Annotated in this window: 17 protein-coding genes; 2 read left to right on the top strand and 15 right to left on the bottom strand. The window is 48.1% G+C overall.

The window, feature by feature from the left end; genetic code table 11:
* Window positions 1-8: 8 nt before the first annotated feature.
* The 13 genes from POF51_RS16380 to pdxR form a co-directional block, all read right to left on the bottom strand.
* A complete protein-coding gene (locus POF51_RS16380) occupies window positions 9-1748 on the bottom strand; it encodes a hypothetical protein (RefSeq protein WP_271755739.1) in 1740 nt (579 codons plus the stop codon).
* A gap of 3 nt (window positions 1749-1751) precedes the next feature.
* On the bottom strand, window positions 1752-2612 hold the full coding sequence (locus tag POF51_RS16375) for an ABC transporter permease (protein ID WP_069849074.1): 861 nt from the start codon (window positions 2610-2612) through the stop codon (window positions 1752-1754).
* Complete coding sequence (locus POF51_RS16370) at window positions 2609-3535, bottom strand: ABC transporter ATP-binding protein (RefSeq protein ID WP_017251603.1); 927 nt, start codon at window positions 3533-3535, stop codon at window positions 2609-2611. Before POF51_RS16370 ends, POF51_RS16375 begins: the two co-directional genes overlap by 4 nt.
* On the bottom strand, window positions 3532-5907 hold the full coding sequence (locus POF51_RS16365; protein WP_271755738.1) for a DUF7408 domain-containing protein: 2376 nt from the start codon (window positions 5905-5907) through the stop codon (window positions 3532-3534). The genes POF51_RS16370 and POF51_RS16365 overlap by 4 nt, the downstream gene beginning before the upstream one ends.
* A gap of 348 nt (window positions 5908-6255) precedes the next feature.
* Window positions 6256-6396, bottom strand: coding sequence for a hypothetical protein (locus POF51_RS16360; RefSeq protein ID WP_170831602.1), 141 nt, complete (start codon window positions 6394-6396; stop codon window positions 6256-6258).
* 276 nt (window positions 6397-6672) lie between these two features.
* Window positions 6673-7227 carry a glycerol-3-phosphate responsive antiterminator gene (locus POF51_RS16355; RefSeq protein ID WP_017251605.1) on the bottom strand — a complete coding sequence of 185 codons (555 nt, stop codon included), beginning with the start codon at window positions 7225-7227 and terminating at the stop codon, window positions 6673-6675.
* Between the two features lie 13 nt (window positions 7228-7240).
* On the bottom strand, window positions 7241-8911 hold the full coding sequence (locus tag POF51_RS16350; RefSeq protein WP_069849079.1) for a glycerol-3-phosphate dehydrogenase/oxidase: 1671 nt from the start codon (window positions 8909-8911) through the stop codon (window positions 7241-7243).
* A gap of 147 nt (window positions 8912-9058) precedes the next feature.
* On the bottom strand, window positions 9059-10558 hold the full coding sequence (gene glpK, locus POF51_RS16345) for a glycerol kinase GlpK (protein ID WP_069849081.1): 1500 nt from the start codon (window positions 10556-10558) through the stop codon (window positions 9059-9061).
* A gap of 54 nt (window positions 10559-10612) precedes the next feature.
* A complete protein-coding gene (locus POF51_RS16340) occupies window positions 10613-11443 on the bottom strand; it encodes an MIP/aquaporin family protein (protein WP_069849084.1) in 831 nt (276 codons plus the stop codon).
* Between the two features lie 216 nt (window positions 11444-11659).
* Entirely contained in the window at window positions 11660-12082 is a 423-nt protein-coding gene (locus POF51_RS16335; protein WP_069849087.1) for a YvaD family protein, read from the bottom strand.
* On the bottom strand, window positions 12079-12441 hold the full coding sequence (locus POF51_RS16330; protein WP_017251610.1) for a DMT family transporter: 363 nt from the start codon (window positions 12439-12441) through the stop codon (window positions 12079-12081). The genes POF51_RS16335 and POF51_RS16330 overlap by 4 nt, the downstream gene beginning before the upstream one ends.
* A 14-nt stretch (window positions 12442-12455) precedes the next feature.
* On the bottom strand, window positions 12456-13025 hold the full coding sequence (locus tag POF51_RS16325; protein ID WP_069849089.1) for a TetR/AcrR family transcriptional regulator: 570 nt from the start codon (window positions 13023-13025) through the stop codon (window positions 12456-12458).
* Window positions 13026-13116: 91 nt separating this feature from the next.
* Complete coding sequence (gene pdxR, locus POF51_RS16320) at window positions 13117-14538, bottom strand: MocR-like pyridoxine biosynthesis transcription factor PdxR (protein WP_069849091.1); 1422 nt, start codon at window positions 14536-14538, stop codon at window positions 13117-13119.
* 116 nt (window positions 14539-14654) lie between these two features.
* Between pdxR and POF51_RS16315 the strand changes: the two genes are divergently transcribed.
* Window positions 14655-15230: a GNAT family N-acetyltransferase gene (locus POF51_RS16315; RefSeq protein ID WP_069849094.1), complete on the top strand. Its 576-nt coding sequence runs from the start codon at window positions 14655-14657 to the stop codon at window positions 15228-15230.
* Window positions 15231-15373: 143 nt separating this feature from the next.
* Complete coding sequence (locus tag POF51_RS16310) at window positions 15374-16651, top strand: erythromycin esterase family protein (RefSeq protein ID WP_069849096.1); 1278 nt, start codon at window positions 15374-15376, stop codon at window positions 16649-16651.
* 83 nt (window positions 16652-16734) lie between these two features.
* On the opposite strand, the gene POF51_RS16305 is transcribed toward POF51_RS16310, so the two are convergent.
* Together POF51_RS16305 and POF51_RS16300 are read right to left on the bottom strand one after the other, a co-directional pair.
* The gene (locus POF51_RS16305; protein ID WP_069849099.1) at window positions 16735-17316 is read right to left on the bottom strand and encodes a hypothetical protein; all 582 of its coding nucleotides are present in this window, start codon (window positions 17314-17316) and stop codon (window positions 16735-16737) included.
* A 66-nt stretch (window positions 17317-17382) separates the two neighbouring features.
* Complete coding sequence (locus POF51_RS16300; RefSeq protein WP_069849101.1) at window positions 17383-18051, bottom strand: MBL fold metallo-hydrolase; 669 nt, start codon at window positions 18049-18051, stop codon at window positions 17383-17385.
* Window positions 18052-18375 lie beyond the last annotated feature (324 nt).

The raw sequence follows: 18375 nt of genomic DNA, 5'->3' as shown, positions 1-18375 counted from the left end.
TGAATGATCTAAGGCTCAATTTTGCTGAAATAATCCTTTACGATCTGTTGGTAATCGCCGGGAATACTGCCCTTTTCCATACTTTCACGGGCAAATTGCTCATACTGGCCGTACACTTCCTCATACGGCAGTGTTCCACCGGAGGAGACTTGTGTGTTTCCGCTTTGCTGCGACTGGGAAGGTCCTGACCCGAGTGTGCCTCCGACTGTATCAACAGGTCCTTTATCTCCACCTATGCGATCTGCCGGGACGGTAACGAGCTCGTGTTTGCCTTTTCCTAACCCGGCCCCGCCACCTTGACCGCTTCCTTGACCGCCGTTTCCATTTCCATTTCCATTTCCATTACCGTTGCCGTTTCCGTTTCCGTTGCCGTTTCCGTTTCCGTTGCCATTCCCTTGCCCCGAGCCATTATTTCCATTCCCGGACTGGTTTGCCGGGTTCGTCCCTTGATTGGGATTGGTACCTGTTCCCGGTGTTGCCGCAGTTGGCTGATTCCCGGGTGTCCCCGATGCTGGAGTCGCCTGGCCTGTTGCCGCCGTACCTGCCCCATCTCCACTCGCTCCAGCATTTCCTACTTGTGCGCCTGCACTGGCAAGCGTCATTTGCGACTGATTGAGCGAAGCAGCGGCATGTATAGCTGCGAGCATGGCTTGCTGAGATTGCTGGATGCCCGTCATCGCTTGCATCAAGCTGTTCTCGAGCGCAGTCATCGCTTGAGGCATTTGTCCTTGTGCTGTTTGCTGGGCTGCCTCCGCCAGTTGTTTGGCGATATCCTCCAGCTCCTTCGAGTCGGCAGACTCTGCCTCTTTTTTCAATTGTTCTGCTGCACTTGCGAGTTCGCGGGCGATCTCTTCCCGCTCTTTTTGCGGCATGCTTTCCATGGCTTTTGCCATTTGTGCCAGGGCCTCGGTCATCGCTTGTCGATCTTTCGCTTCCATCGCGCCAGCCAAGGATTTGGTCCCTTCTTGATTACCCAAGCTGCGCTGGAGTGCTTGCAGCGCTTTTTCTTTGTGCTGCTCTGCATCTTTGACCTTCTCCAATTGTTTTTCCGCAGCACGCAATGCATTTTGACGTTCTGCCGGATCGTCTGCTTTCGCCAGAGCCTTTTTTGCCTGCTCCAGCATTTCCTCCAGCTGCTTTTTCTGCGCGTCGGTTAAGCCTGTATTCTTTTTCACGTCCTGTTTGATTTCCTCTACTTCTTCCTCGACCTGCGCGATTGCTTTCTTTTCCTCTGCTATCTGGGCCAGTCGCAAGTCTTGCGGATTCGGCCAAAGAAACAGCACTAGGCATACCAATAGCAAGCTGCTTGTGACATACACCTTTCTTTGGACCAGCGACCAGATGCGGACGCTCTCTACGATTTGCGGCAAATTTTTTCGCAGATGCTGCAGGGCGTCTTCCCTCTGCATACCCGCTACCATCGACTGATTCTCTTGATTCTCCCATGCTGTGACGACTCGCTGAGCCAAACCATTACCGTCTGCCACTTGCGCACAGTGGAGCCAGGTAGGGCGCATCCAAAGCGCACGCACCAGACCCGTGATGATAACAAGCACTGGCAGCACAACCGCGATCCATTGGTAAAACGGAATCGGCCAGATGCGGGCAAGGAGGAGGAGCACCAGACTCGCCCCCATTCCCCACAAAACATAGACCGTTAGCTGCTGTATCCATACACGCAAGCCCAGTTGCTTTCGAATAGGCGCAAGCAGTGACTTCAGCTCGTCGTTCGATTTAGAGGTAAACATGGCTTATTGCTCCTCTTTTACTTTGCGAAATCTCGGTTTCACTGGCTGAATGAGATAGATGGCGAGTAAAAGGCAGAACAGTGTAATGATCCCGAAAAACAGGCAGTAAACTGCGTACGGGTCCACATTCCCAATCCTGAGCTGCGGCCCTTCTTCAAAAATGTTTAACATCGCAAACAATGGGTTGAAATTATGCAGGAGATCTGGCCAGTCCGGCATGGTCGCGGATGACATTCCACCCGATCGGCGCTGGTACCGAATGAACTCCCTGATAATTTCCGCCAGTATGCTCGATCCAATCGCATATCCAAACACCACGGCATAAGTAACGACCGTAGCGATACCTGTCCGCTTGATCAGCGTGGACATGAGCACACCAATACTGCCGATGCCAAACATTGTAATGACGTAAAAGCCAAACACCTTGATCACTTGTGCAGGTGAGATTCCTCCATACAAAAAGACGATGGCATAGAGCGGGATAGTCGCAATAACTAAGAAGGTCATGAAGCTGAGCGACGCCAGCCATTTGCCTAAAATCAATCGTGTGGCACTGACATTCGTGGTCAACAGTACGCTCAATGTCTGGCGTTCGCGCTCACCGGAAATCACACCTGACGTTAGTCCCGGCACGACGAAACAGATCATCCCGAGCTGAAACACAGACAGCATCATGAACAGCTCCCGTGTATCATTCGGATTATAGTAGCTGCCACCGTTTGTCATAAAGAAAATCAGCGTGAGCGTCATTGCGCCCAAAACAAGCAAATAGAGCAGGATGATCCACGGTGACCGATTGGTCCGCATCCGCATTTTCCACTCATTGAACAAGACAGGGTTGCGAAATCGTCTCAAGTCGCTCATGAGCCCACCCCTTTCGTAATTTCTAGGAAGATTTCTTCCAAATCACCAACTGACTCATTAAACGCGGCGACAGGATAGCCTGACACCGCAAGCTCCCGCAGCAGCTCAACCTGCTCTTCGTCATTGCCTGAAAAGCCTGCAACGACCCAGTTTCCTTCACGTGTCACCCTTGTAATGACGGGCATCTCACGCAAGCGCGTCATTGCTTCATCAACCCGATCCAATAGACGGATACGCAATACCCGCTGTTCTTGCATTTTCGAGTAAATCTCATCGACTCGTCCAAAGGCAACCAGATTGCCTTCCTCCACAATCCCGATGACGTCGCACATCTCCGCTAGCTCAGGCAATATGTGCGAGCTAATGATAATCGTCTTGCCCATGTCCCGCAGTTCCTTCAAAATCTCCCGCAGCTCGATGCGTGCACGCGGGTCCAACCCAGAAGCTGGTTCGTCCAAAATGAGCACTTCCGGATTGTGAACCAGCGAGCGAGCCAGCCCGAGACGCTGCTTCATCCCCCGCGACAACGAGTCGACGTAGGCATCCCGCTTGTGCGTGAGATTCACCAGCTCTAATAACTGCGGAATGATTTGTTTTCGTTCAGTTGCCGGAATATCGTAGTTCGCGCCGTAAAAATCGAGGTACTCTTCTGCTGTCAAATTGTCGTAGACACCAAAAAAGTCAGGCATGTAGCCAATCAGCTTGCGTACTTCCTTTGGATGCTTGGTCACTTCGTAGCCGCCTACGTATGCTTTCCCACTGGTCGGCTCCAATAAAGTCGCCAAAATGGACATCGTCGTCGATTTTCCTGCCCCGTTCGGACCGACGAAACCAAAAACGGTCCCCTTGTCAATTTCGAGCGAAAGTCCTTTCAACGCTTCCATTTTGCCGTAGCGCTTACGCAAATTTTGGATCTGGATCATTTCTTGCTCACCTTCCCTTCCACACTGACACTTGGAACCCCAATGTGGCGATCATCCTCAAACTGGTGGGCAAATTTGATGCGGACAATGCCGTCGCCCGAAACATAAGTAGTGGTCTTGTCGCTTGTCATCACGTTGTTCATGAATGCTTTTTCAAATGGTTCGAAAGCTTTTGTCTTCCAGTTGTAAACCTCTTTTTCAAATGTCGTATTGTCCTCTGACCAGGTGTACAGATACAAATTGCTGATGGTAAGATCCTGTCCTTCCTGATTCAGATTGATGTCAAAGGTAATATCCCCGGCAGGCAGTCTAAAGCCATCTCCATAGTCATCTACCGGAACAGAGCTACCCGACATCGTCACATCAAATGATCCCGTCGGATAATAAATGTGTCCGTCCTTCGATGGATTCACTTGCAGTGTCGAAGTGACCATCGCAAGGCTGCTGTTCTCCGTATTTTCGTTTGGTACAACAGCCTCAACAACTTGCTCGTCGGTCCAGCCCACGAGTTTTACCACTTCAGACTGACCACCACGTCTGTCCATCATGTCGAGCATTTCCACGATGACTTGCTCGCGCGTTTGTCTGTCATAGCCATTCGATTGCATATACTGCGGCAGTGCATTCCCCGTATTCATCCGATGTTGGTTCCGCCTTGCTTGATGTTGAGAGGCAAACGGCAAGTTCACTTCGATACTGCTGCCAGCCGCCAACTGCGGAAACTCTTGTACCGTTATACCTGTCGAGATCGTCACATCTCGCAACGAGTACTTCGTATGGTTTGTCACAGTTCCTTTCAGTGCGCCATTCTCATACGACAGGTTCGATTCTATTTTTCCTACGTCCGATAAGGTTTGCTCCGTTGCAACCTTGCGCATCGACCAAAATTCTACATCGCGGAAATCAATATGAGTCTGATCTGGCTGTATGGAAATCCACGTTTTCGGAATTTGATCGATATAATCTCTTTCAGTGACGGGTTGGGTTATACCCTCTCCTTTTATCGTCAAACGATAGTCGTCATTACTAGGTACGAATAATGCAGTTACACTCAGCGCATTTGCCTGTCCGTTGTTTTGCAGCTCAATATAACCTACCTGGTGCAGCTTTACACCCACACCCCGCTGGATGGCACCAATCGAGAAGATTCCGATTCCCGCCAACACCGAAAGGGCAGGGACGATCACCCACATGTAGCTTTGCTTGCGGCGTCTCCGCAAAATATAGAAAAGAACTGGCCCTACAAGCAGGGCATAAATTCCAAAAAATACGGCGAACCAGCCAACCTCTGGAATTTTCAAGGATGGGACTCGATCAGCAGCATCCCGAAGCGGCCATACGTTGTCGATCATGCTCCTATTTGAAGCGTTCATGAAAGAACCAAAGGCCTTTACTAATGTATCTGCCCAAAAGCGACTGTTTCCTGCCCAGCTGGCTACTGGTTCCGCCGCCAAATCATAGGCGACGTACATTACTTTTCCGGCTCCCACGTTATGGACAGCCATCAGCGGAATATTGCCTTCGCTGTACAGAACCTTCCCTGCCTTCAATGTCCCATTGCTTACAGTAAAGGGTGATGTCAGTGCAATCGGATTGGTCTTATCCACTTTTAAACTAGAGAGTGTCTGTACACTCGTCACTCCAGTCACTTCTACTGGCGACAAGTCAGCCAAAATGCCTCCGGCTTTCTTGTACTGCGCTCCTCCAGCTAAAATGAGCATCCCGCCAGAATTCGTCCAATCCCGAATCGCCTTGATCTGCTGTTCATTCAATGAATCCAAAGCAAAATTATTGATAACGAGCATATTGATCATCTGGAGCTGAGTACCTGTCACAGGCATATTGTCTGCCTTCATCGTCAAGAGCTGGACAGGGTTATGAATAGAGCCTTTCGGCAGTACTCCAAGGAAGTTAGCTGTGTCGGGATTTTCTGCCAACACGCCGATCATCAACGTATCCTCGCTGTATGAAACGCCTGTTACCGGAGTTTGCGCGATGATCTTATCATTTTGCATTAAGGCCACAAAAGAATTGCCATGCAGCTCTGATCCAGGAACGAGAATCGTTACCTGCTTGGTCACTCCGCTTGCAATCGAAACCGGCTGATAATTGGCAACTGCGAAGCGTCTGTCTCCCTGTTCCCCAGTGGCGACAAACAGCTCCCCTTCAATATCCGCCCCTCCATTTCTCACCGTTACCACAACGGGTACCATCCCCGTATCCCTGTACTTTCCTTCAATTCCGACTGTTACTCCCAACTGAATGTTTCCTTCTGCCAAGGCTGTCCCCGTTAATCCTAAAGGAACACCCGCTACCAACAGGAGGAACGCACAGAAGGCCAGGAGCCATCGCTTACACTGCGCCGTTTTCATTCGTTCATAACCTCCACGGACCATTCTTTTTCTTCCTATCTTTTCTTCTCATACAGTTATTGACGTTATTTCCAGACAAATAGCTACATTTTTTTCAAAATGAAGTCGATTGGTCACAAAGTGCAAGCGTGAAAAAAAGAAAAAACGTCAGGATTGTGCTCTGACGTTTTTCGTAATCCTACGGATAAAATCATTCTCGGATACGGCAATACTACCGAGGAACAGATCGAAGAAGGGGTCAAGAGGATCAGGTGTATTATTGGCGATTAAGTGTCGCCTTCCTTTTCTATTACCCAAAGAAAGAGCCAAATCTCGCATACATCTCAAGATTTGGCTCTAGTCTATTACTTATCTGTTAGCGAAAGCGTCCGCAGCAGCCAGGAGGGCACCAACGACAGTGATCCGGGCATCTCCTTCTATGGTCAAACTCCCAACTCCGGAAAGGCCTATGCTCCCCTCTTCCTCTACCGTGGTCCCAGTCCCTTCCACGATCCCATCCTGGTGGCCGTTCTCGATCTCTTTGCCAAGGGTAATAAGAAGAATGTCCTTCCCGCGAAGAATACGATGATTGCCATTGAGAGCTTTGATAATTCACGCAACCGCCTTCTTTCCTCTTATTTTTTGCTGACTATATGTGTATATGCACGGTGGCGTTCATCCGCATAGACTACTGACATCCCTATAAATAAAAGGGTATCTACCTATCAAAAAAACCGGTATTCCTACGAACAGGAATGACCGGCTTTTGACTACCCTAATATGTCCTTATGATTTCGTCCACAGCTCTCTGCGAGAAGTGGTTACAGATGTCGCACCGGCAAGAATAGCGCGATCCACATCTTCCTTTGTACGAATAAATCCTCCAGCGATAACCGGAATGCTGGTTCGTACAGTAATTTCTTCGATCAGGTGGGGAATGATTCCTGGCAAAACCTCGACGTAATCCGGTTTGGTTCTCGCAAGCTGGGTAAGGCTGCTGTCTAATGCCATCGTATCAATGAGAAACAGTCGTTGGATGGAAATGAGCCCTTTTTTCTTGGCGGCAAGAACGGCACTGTTCCGTGTGGTGATGATTCCTTCGGGCTGGGCTTCTTGCGCAAGAAACTCCATCGCATATTCATCAGACTTCAAGCCGTCTATGAGATCAGCATGGATCAGCAGTTTTTTCCCGAATGCTCTGGCCCGTTTTCCCAGTGGCTTTACTTGCGCAACATGAGCATTCAGCAAAATAATGCGCTCGTAGCAGCTTTCCATGAGTTCATCAAATTCTTTTAATGTCCGGGCGGCAGGAAGTATTTTTTGATTGATCAGGTTTGCCAATCACGAATCACCCCTATTGAAATGTTTTCGCAAGATGATATTCCTCTTCAAACGCTTTTATTTCATGTTCTTTCCTCTCATCCGACCATTGCAGCTCATGAGCGAGCTCTTCTCCCACCATTCGATACACAGGCTCCAGTGTATCCCTCTCGAAGAATAGTCTGCCACTACGACGAATCAGAAAATCACTCATGGTCATGACCATTTCTTCCTTTACAGCGTAGCGCAGTTCTGCTTTCAGCAGTGCTTCGATTGGAGACACATTTTGAGCATTTTGTGTCAAAAACTCCAGGCACATTGTTACGATTTCCTCACTGTTGCTTCCATATTTTCCGACCAGAACGCGGATTTGTTCCTCGGTGATTCCCCATTGGCGAAGTCGCTCTGCCTGTGCTTTCACAAATACAGGAATCTTGGCTGCGGAGTCAAATTTTCCGCCAGCGAGGACGATTTTGTCTGTCCGACAAGCTTCAAATGCTCTGCCCTCTTCTTCGGTCAACTGCTTGGCCACCACATCCACAATGCGCTCGGCCATTTTGCGGAAGCCCGTCAATTTTCCACCTGCGATCGTAATCAGCCCGCTTTTGGAATAAAAAATCTCGTCCTTGCGTGACAATTCGGATGGGGACTTGCCATCTTCATGGATCAGTGGTCTGAGTCCTGCCCAGCTGGAGCTGACATCCTGTTCCGTCAGCTTCACAGAAGGGAACATCTCGTTCGCGGCATTCAATACATACTCCATGTCTTCTCTCGTCACTGTTGGCCGCTCCAGCACACCTTTGTAATTCGTGTCAGTGGTACCGATATACGTACTGTTATTGCGCGGAATGGCAAACAGCATGCGCCCATCGGATACATCGAAATAAACGGCCTGCTTCAAAGGCAGTCTGTTATATGGCACGACCAGGTGGACACCTTTTGTCAGGTGGAGGCGCTTGCCATACAGGGAGTGGTCCTTTTCTCGAAGCTGATCCACCCAAGGACCTGCTGCGTTGACGATTTTTTTGGCATGGAGGGAGTACTCTGTGCCCGTAAGCAAATCCTTCGCGCTAATCCCGATGACTTTGCCGTTTTCATAAATAAAGCCAGTGGCTTCGGTATAGTTCACGCAAAGCGCTCCGTGCGAGCTTGCTGTTTTCATGACCTCAACCGTAAGTCTAGCATCATCTGTCCGATACTCGAAATAAAGCCCGCCGCCCTTGAGAATATCGCGGCGCAAAAGCGGTTCTGCCTCCACAGTTCTCTCTTTGTTCAGCATGATGCGTCGTTCTTTTCTTTCGACTCCAGCCAACACATCGTAAACATACAAACCAATAGAGGTTGCCAGCTTGCCATAGGTACCATTTTTCACAATGGGCAAAATCATTTTTTCCGGGATGACGATATGTGGCGCATTGCGATACAAAATAGCTCGCTCCCTGCCTACTTCCCGCACCAGCTGCACATCGCCCTGCTTCAAATAGCGCAATCCTCCATGAACGAGCTTGGTAGAGCGACTACTAGTGCCCGCAGCGAAGTCCTGTTTTTCCACGAGTCCGACACTCAGACCTCTCGCGGCTGCGTCGAGGGCAATACCTGCTCCCGTCACCCCACCGCCAATAACCAAAAGATCGAGTTGTTTCGTTGCCATTTTATCCAGACAAGCCTGGCGTTGACTTGATGATAATGCATGTTGATCGTTCATCGTTCTTCTCATCCTCTCTAAAAGAAAAAGACAGCCAATATCCAAAAGAAGCAATGCAATGTCATTGCTCTTCTGATACTGGCTGTCTCCGTAGTCTCCACAGCATGATTAACTTATCTTTAACTTTAGACCTCTTTTACACAAAAATCAATGCCTAATCTTGTAACCCATCGTTGCCGTAACAGCTTGCTTCCAGCCTGCGTACAGCTCCTGGCGCACTTCCTCCGCCATATCTGGTGAGAAGGAGCGCTCCACCACTTTGTTATTCACAATATCTTCCTTGCTGCCCCAATACCCGACGGCAAGCCCTGCCAGGTAAGCTGCTCCCAGCGCGGTCGTTTCATTGACACGCGGACGCTCAACCTCTGTATTCAGGATGTCAGACTGGAACTGCATTAAAAAGTTATTCGCCACGGCTCCACCGTCTACCGCCAGCTTTTGCAGCCGGATGCCAGAATCAGCCTCCATCGCTTCAAGCACATCCCGTGTCTGATAAGCCAGAGACTCCAGCGCTGCCCGAATCAAATGATCTTCCGTCGTTCCGCGAGTCAAGCCGAAGATCGCGCCTCTTGCTTCCATATCCCAATACGGTGCTCCCAATCCAACAAAGGCTGGAACCATATAAACACCATCTGTGCTGTCAACAGCCAGTGCGTGTTTTTCCGAATCCGATGATTTTTCAATCAGCTTGAGTCCGTCACGCAGCCATTGAATCGCCGCACCAGCTACAAAAATACTACCTTCCAGGGCGTACTCTACCTTGCCATCCACTCCCCAGGCAATGGTCGTCAACAACCCGTTTTTGGATGCAACTGCCTTTTCTCCGGTATTCATCAGCATGAAGCAACCTGTTCCGTATGTGTTTTTGGCCTGCCCTTCCGCAAAGCACGCTTGACCAAACAAAGCGGCTTGCTGGTCTCCGGCAATCCCGGCAATCGGAATCTGGAATTCGAAGAGCTTCTCGTCTGTATAGCCGTACAATTCGCTGGAAGGACGGACAGCTGGCAGCATAGCTTTCGGGATTTGCAGCATGTTCAACAGCTCGTCGTCCCACTCCAGGGAATGAATATTAAACATCAACGTGCGCGAAGCATTGGAATAGTCGGTCACATGCACAAGGCCATTGGTCAGCTTCCAAATCAGCCACGTATCGATGGTTCCAAACAAGAGGTCGCCTTTCTCGGCTCGCTCCCGTGCTCCCTCGACATGTTCGAGCAGCCATTTTACCTTTGTCCCGGAGAAGTAGGCGTCAATCAACAATCCTGTCTTTTCACGAACGATTTGCTCATAGCCTTGCTCTTTCAACTGGTTGCAAATATCGATGGACTGTCTGCTTTGCCATACAATCGCATTGTGAATCGGCTTACCCGTGTGCTTATCCCATACCACGGTTGTTTCCCGCTGATTGGTAATCCCGATTCCAGCGATTTCTTCCGGCTTCACATGATTCTCCAGTAAAACCGCTTTCAAAACCTCCAGCTGCGATTCCCAGATTTCCTCGGCATTGTGCTCCACCCAACCCGGCTTCGGATAGATTTGCGTAAATTCCTTCTGGGCCACACCGATAATGGCACCTGATTTATCGAATAAAATAGCGCGAGAGCTCGTGGTTCCCTGATCGAGGGAAAGCATATATTTATTGTCCATGACAACTGTTCCTCCTTCACTCATATGAAATCGCCTTCATTCTTACCTTTATGTCTAGGAACGCGCACTCTCGGATGCGAGTCGCTCCTTGCTGCCGATTGATTTTTTGGTTGTCATTCCGACCACGATGGCAATCACCATGAAAGCCGCTAATGCTATTACACCTGTCAGCGAATGATCTGTAAACGTCCATTTGTAAAAAAACGCTCCACTTACTGCTCCAATGATAGGTCCAACAACAGGAATCCATGCATAGCGCCAGTTGGACTTTCCTTTGCCGTGGATGGGCAATAGAGCATGAGCGAGACGAGGTCCCAGGTCACGGGCCGGATTGATCGCATAACCAGTAGTACCACCAAGAGACAAACCAATTGCGACAATCAGGAAGCCGACGATAAACGGATTCAGTCCTTCTGCAAATTTATTCGCTCCGATCGCCAGTAGACCGAGCACCAAGAAAAACGTACCTAAAATTTCACTGAACAGATTCGCGACTGTATTGGGAATCGCGGGACCTGTTGCAAATACCCCCAATTTGGCTCCTGCATCATTCGTCTCACGCCAATGCGGGTAATAAAAGATCCAGACGAACGTCGCTCCCATAAATGCCCCTATCAGTTGAGCCGCTATGTAGCCCGGAACATGCTCCCACGGAAATTGACCGATGCTTGCCAGTGCAATCGTAAGTGCCGGATTCAAATGCGCTCCGCTAATGCTTCCTACTGCATACGCTCCGCACGCAACTGCCAGACCCCACCCCAGCGTAATTACAATCCAACCGCCGTTTTGGGAGTACGCCTTTTTCAAGTTTTGTCCGGCGCAAACACCTGCCCCCAAAATGATCAAGATCATCGTCCCGATCAATTCCCCTACATAAATAGACATGCCCCATCCTCCCCCTTTTTGGAAAAAACATAAACCTACTCCTGTTAAGCGCTTACAATACGCTAACTCCTTTGTGGTTTATCTGGAGAGAAAATAAAAAAGCTAATACTCGCTAAACAAGAGCCAATGCCCTCATTTTGCAAATATTAGCTGATCTCCCAATCTCCACAGCACTATTAACTTAAGACCTACTATATAGCCACCGCTCAAAATTTGTCAAGAATCCCTTTCCTTCACTTTTGCCAATTCTCGCATCAAGCCCGGCAAAAAGAATAACGGATATATCAGCAGGTACAGGTTTGGAATCCACCAGGACCAATCGTAATCTGCCTTGAACGCCCAAAAAGCGATCGCCTGCAAACCCGAGCAGGATGTCAAAACGAGCGACAACATGGCAAGCGGCTTCCAGATGTACCGTCCTCTGCGATAGGCGTACAGACTGGCAAAGCCCGTGATGGAAATGAAAATATCCAATGGAAAAAAGGACAAGTTCCATGCAAGCAAATTGGGGTTGTAGTAATCCTGATACAGATATTCCACAGGGAGAAGCTCCAAAAATGTAACAAGCCAGTATACGACAAAAGCAACATCGGTGATCCAGAAGAACACTAGCATTGCTCTTGCATTTTTCTCACTCATTTCGCCTCAGCTACTCCTGTCTCTTTAGAAGATTGCGCGTGGGAGGTGTCTCCCAGATTCAACAGCACACAGCCCACAATGATCAGTCCGACAGCAATCAATTTTTTGACAGTGAAGGCATCCTTGAAGACCACCACACCAATGACCGCGATGATCGCGGTGCCGAGACCAGACCAGATGGCATAGGCGGTCCCGACCTCCATTTCCTTGAGCGCCAGGCTCAGCGACGAGAAGCACAAAATATAAAAGATAAACATCATCACACTAGGGACAGGCTTGCTCAGCCCGTCAGACAGCTTCATCGATGTTGTTCCAGCCACCTCTAGCAAAATGGCCATTAATAGATAGACCCAACTCATTATGTTCCTCCTACTTACTTGTTTGAAGACGAAGAATCTACGATGCCACCTAGTAAAATATCGATGACTGCATTCAGCGCATCGCCAATCGTCACTTGATGCTGGTTCGCCAACTGCTGATCAATCAGCTGGTTAAGCGTCCCGGTATACATCTGAATCAGGATCGGAAGCTGGATACGACGAAACACGCCCTTCTCAACCCCTTGCTCCAGAATGATCCGAACATGCTCCCACTCCTGTTGATTGAACTCGTCGATCAGCTTCCATTGCTCGGGATAGTAGCGCTTCAGCTCGTACCACACGCGCAGGTCCGTTCGTGAGAAGTTGTTCGGGACCAGTGCCAGGAGTTGTCGCATCTTCTCTACCAAATCGAGGTCAAGATCATGTAAAATCTGATCCTCCGCTTTACGCAAATCCTCGATGTTTTCTTCAATGACTTTGGTGATCAAGGCTTCTTTCGAAGGAAAGCTCGCATACAACGTCTTGGTACTAACGCCTGCGCGCCGAGCTAAATCGGACATGGTAAAACGGACGCCCTTGGTCTCAATCTCATGATAGGCGCATTGTAGGATTCGCTCCTGCATGTTCTTGCCCTCCTTTCGAAAACAAGGAAAATATTTTGTTTTTCATATTTTCCAAAAGGTACTCTTAGCATAACGGCGTACTCATGCATTGTCAACAATCGCCAAACCACGCTTGGCTCAACGCTTCGATACCGGGTTCGATTTTTTCCAATGGAATACCCGCGAAGCCGAGGAAAAACTCTTTTGGCAAGGGATTAGGTGGCACCAGCCATGTAAACGATGCAGCCGAGGCTCTCACGCCTGCCTGAATCGCCCGCTTTTTCAACTCCTCCTCACTTCGCTCGCTGTTTACCCGCAGTAGGACGTGAAACCCCGCATCGGCTCCGATGACTGTCGCTCTATCGCCAAAATGCTTTTGCACAGCCAGCAGCAGCGCATCATGCTTTTTGCGGTACAGCTTGCGCATTTTTCGGACATGCTTTTCGAAGTATCCTTTTTCCATAAAGGCTTCCATCGTCCGCTGATGCAGTCGGGATGAAGATGGTTCCAGCAGTGTCTCGCGCAGCAGGTTGTGGTACGTATCCAGCAGAGATTCTGGCAAGACCATGTACCATATGCCGATTGCTGGCGCCAACACCTGCGCAAAGCTCCCCATATAGATCACATTCGCATCCGGGAGCAAACCCTGCATGGACGGAATCGGTCTGCCATGATAACGAAACTCTCCGTCATAATCGTCTTCGATGATGTATCCTCCCACATTCTTGGCCCATTCGAGCAATTGCAGCCGCTTGGATATGGGCATGATCATCCCACGTGGGTATTGATGAGCCGAAGAAACGGCAGCCAGTCCAACCCCTGACTCATATAGCTCACTGACGCTAATTCCGTCCTCTGTCAGTGAGATCGGCACCACGTCGTATCCGTGCTGGCGAAACGTATTGGCAAACAGCAAATACCCCGGATTTTCTACGCTGATGCGTTGGAACTGTGGTTTTACCATCAAACAGATCAAGGACAGCAAGCCAAACTGGTCCGCCCCAATCACCACTTGATTTGGCGAACAAGCGACACCCCGGTACCTGTGCAAGTAGTCAGCGATTTGCTTCCTGAGTCCAGCCTCCCCTTGCGGATCTCCATAAAAAAGATTCTCCTGCTGCTCTATGTGAAGCGTCTCATTGTACAAACGACGCCAAATCATGGTTGGAAATAACGAAAAATCATTGCGGGAGAGATGAAAGTCATAGACGTACTCCCGCTCGTCACGCACCATGGGCCGACGGATAGTTTGTGCGCTCGCACCATTACCCGGTTTCACTTCAGGATCAGGCAATTTTTCCACGTAATACCCACTGCGCGGTTTACTTTGGATAAAACCTTCCGCCAGCAGCTGCTGGTATGCCATCTCCACGGGTGTTGTGCTTAAGCCCAGCAAGTCAGCCAGCTTTCGAACGGACGGCAGCTTGCTACTCACCGCCAAGCGTCCTGCGACGATTTCCTTTTTCAAATAAGCATATAGCTGTACGTATTGCGGCTCGTTGTCATTTTCCTGCCATTTTGGGGTCAAGAGCATCTCGATTTCCCCCTCCATCTGTCCTTTTCATTTTTACAAAACTGCACATTTTCAAGTATACACTTGCTCGTTATCCTAAGAAAAAGAAGTTTTGAACGAACAGGAGGACAACGACTATGTCTATGACACAGGAGAATACACGTGCAGCGGTTCGCTTTTTGGAAGGGGAACGCGTCTTTTTACGACCGATTGGCACAGAAGATACCGAATTATACTTCCGCTCCTTGTTCAACAAGGAAACGCGTATGCTGACTGGTACCCAAAAGCATTTCACGCGTGAGCAAATCCACCAGTACATCGAGAACAAAGGCCAGGACTCTTCCAGTGTCCTCTTAATGATCTGCCTGTGTGAAAATGATCAGGTGATTGGCGACGTCCAGATCGGGGATATCGATCGGAATAATCGCAACGCCTTTATCCGAATTTCGATTGACCAAAATGCCCATCAAGGTAAAGGCTACGGCAGCGAAGCCCTCCTGCTGCTGCTCGATTATGGTTTTGGCATCCTCAATCTGCATCGCATCGAGCTAAACGTATTCGCCTTTAACGAACGTGCCATCCACACGTATGAAAAGCTCGGATTCCAGCGTGAAGGCGTACAGCGACAAGCCCTTTATTACAACCACACCTATCACGACTCTATTCTTATGTCCATGCTGGCAGATGAATATCGGGCGAAATATGTAAAGTAACAAAGAGAAAATGCACCCGGGAATCTCAAACCCAGGTGTGTTTTTTTAATCTAGGTAAACGACTTCATAAAGGAGTATAATAGGGAAAATGGTAAGAAAAACCACTTACAAACAAAAGATCAGCGCAAGAAAGAGAGAGTGACATGAAGAGAAAACTCCTATTCACTATCAGCTTGTTCATCATCCTGAGTGTATTGACAGGGTTCCATCCCGCATCAGCCAACACCTTGCAACAGTCATTACAAGCAAACCTTGTCCCTGTTTCAAAAATGGAGCTTCCTGCAAAAACCATCATCGGGTTTGGAGAAGCTACGCATGGCAACAAGCAATTCACTACGCTGAAGTTAGATATTTTTAAGCATTTGGTAGAAAAACAAGGCTATCGCGTATTTGCTATCGAAGGTGATTTTGGCGGTGGACAAAAGGTCAATGAATACATTTTAGGCGGCAGCGGAACTGCTCAGGATGCCGCAAAAGCCATCGGATTTACGATTTACCATACAGAAGAAATGGCCGCCCTTCTCTCTTGGATGCGTGCCTTTAATGAGAAGCGAGATGCCAAAGATCAAATTCATTTCTACGGCTTTGACATGCAACGCTATGACCATAACAAAAACGGGCTATTCTCCTATTTGAAAAAAGTCGATCCGACACTCGCATCCAAGTATGAGAAGCTACTTACGAATCTGAATGATAAGACGGTGTATAATCAAAAGGTCGCCCTCGTACAGGAAGCGATCCCCCACATAAAAAGCTTGATGGATCAGATGAAACAAAACCAATCCGTTTACATCGCGAAAAGCTCTGAGAAAGCATATGAGCTGGCTACTGCCTTCGCAGAATCCATCAAGCAAAACGCTACACTGCGCGGAACAAATGTGAACTACAGCAACACCCGTGATCGCTACATGGCGGACAAAGTGATGTGGATTTTATCCTTTGAAAAGAAACAGTACGGTCGCAAGAACATGTTCATCGCTGGACATAATGGACACATTGAAAAGACCTCTACTTCCGTAGGAATGACAACCTGCATGGGGGCACATCTCGTAAAAGCCTTGGGGGACCAATATTACGCAATCGGAAGTGAATTCTACGAAAGCACCTTCCTTGCAAATGACGCCTCTACCAATGAGCGCAAAGCGTTTACTGTAAAAAATAGTGGCAAAGATCGGCTAGCTGTTCTGTTTGCACAGACAGGGATGGCGGATGGATTCCTAGATTTTGCAAAGGCAAAGCATCATCAGGATTTTTACACCTATCTAAATAAAGCGCAGTCCATCAGTGCAATCGGTGATGTTTTTAGTGGATGGTATGGAAAAATGGAGAAGCTGTATACGTTGCAGATGGTTCCGGCAAAAGCTTTTGATGCGATCATCTTCGTACGAACGGCTACTCCTTCGGTAATGATTAAGGATTAACGGGTGAGTACATTTGCCTGTTTATAAAATTACGGCAGCCGATTAAACAGGCTGCCGTTTTCTGTGATTCTTCAGTATTTTCATCAGTCAGGTTTTGAGGCTTTGAGCTCCGATACTTTTATGATCATCTTAGTCTCATTATCCCACACGTACTCGGCCGAGCTATCCAACTCACCCTCTTTATTTAACGTAAGGACATAGATGGAATTACGCCCATCGTTGTAGAAGCCATAAATACGATTTGGAACATCTTCTGCTACTTTTATAGCTCCCATAGAGCTAAGCTTCCCTTTTCCATATTGAAGAAGTTGTAGGAAAACCTCGCGTTCGGTTCCAGTATGAAACATATAAAACTCGTATTTAGAATCGTCACTAGTAAAGTCCAAGTGAGGAAGTGCAGGAGTAATAGGCTCCTGTCCCTTACTTTTTCCCTCTAATTCTTTTGGGACAGGAATGGGAAATTTCATGCCGTTCGACCGATCTTCCAGCGTATATTGGAAACCAGGATTGCTCCATAGATGTAAGCCGTGTCCAATAGGCTTGTCGGTTGACATTGAATTCGTACCTTGATTGGTTTCCGTTTTATTTTTTGCAAAGCCTGGCGTTCCCCCAAAAATAAGAGTAGAACTAAGAACACCCGCTAAGATATAATTCCATTTTTTCACGAATAAAGCTCCTTCCTTTTTCCAGCTTTTCAATAAGACGGGGAAAAGAGAGGTTTTGTCACGAAATTAGCGTAACCCCTGACTGAGTCCTACTATTTGACCCTTAACATTTCCATGACTGAATCCTCCGTGGTAACAAACCACAGAGGCAATGTCGAGGTCTACATACTTCTTTATAGAGAGACGAGCTGCATCCATATCCGGTGTGGTCGGTTCATGAATTCCTGCGAGAATCCCGTTCACACTGTACATCGAATCCCCGGCAATGAGAGTCTTGCTTTTCGTTAAATAAAGGCTGATATGACCAGGAGTATGTCCAGGAGTATGGATGACACGAATCCCGCCGCAAAACGGCAGTTCCTGACCGTCACTCACGGTATAGTCCACTCTGCCTTTGGGAGGATTCTCAAGGTGCCCGTCTTTTAAAAGCGGCTTCTCCCCTTGGACATACGGTTTCTCCAGTTCGTGTGCGTAAACGTGAACATGATCCCCGCACTCCTGCAAAATCTCAGGAAGACTGCCGATATGATCCACATCCTGATGCGTCAAAATCACAGCTTTTAGCTTGTCGAGCGATACTCCTACCTTTTCCATCGCCACGCGTAAATCTTCCATTTGCTTTGGGAATCCTGTGTCTATTAAAACAGCCATGTCTCGATCCCACAAAAGAACGGGGTGAATGATATTTCCATGAAAATCTAGATGAAGCATTTCTACTCCCTTTGAAATTTCCATCAATCAGACCTCCGTAAAATTCATTTTTTACGTAAGATTATATTATTACGTTAGTTTCGTTGTTGTCAACATCTGTAAACGTCTTCTGTATAAAGAGCTCGAGATAGCAATCCAAAAGAAACGAACTTCGGCCAAATTAGATACAATCACCATTGTAAAATCCTATTTCAAAAACAGGGAACAAGCCCGTTAGTTTAATGAATCGCATTGAATCTAACGCTTTTAGTCTATATTCCAGTGAATACGGTGAACGTGTTTGTTTCCAAACCTATCATAAAAAAAGCCATTCCTTTAAGGAATGGCTTCTTCATTCATTATTCATTC

The organism is Brevibacillus sp. AG, from assembly GCF_028369215.1.
GTDB classification, from domain to species: domain Bacteria; phylum Bacillota; class Bacilli; order Brevibacillales; family Brevibacillaceae; genus Brevibacillus; species Brevibacillus porteri.
The sequence above is the reverse complement of the archived record's forward strand: the minus strand, read 5'-3'. Positions and strand labels throughout refer to the sequence as shown.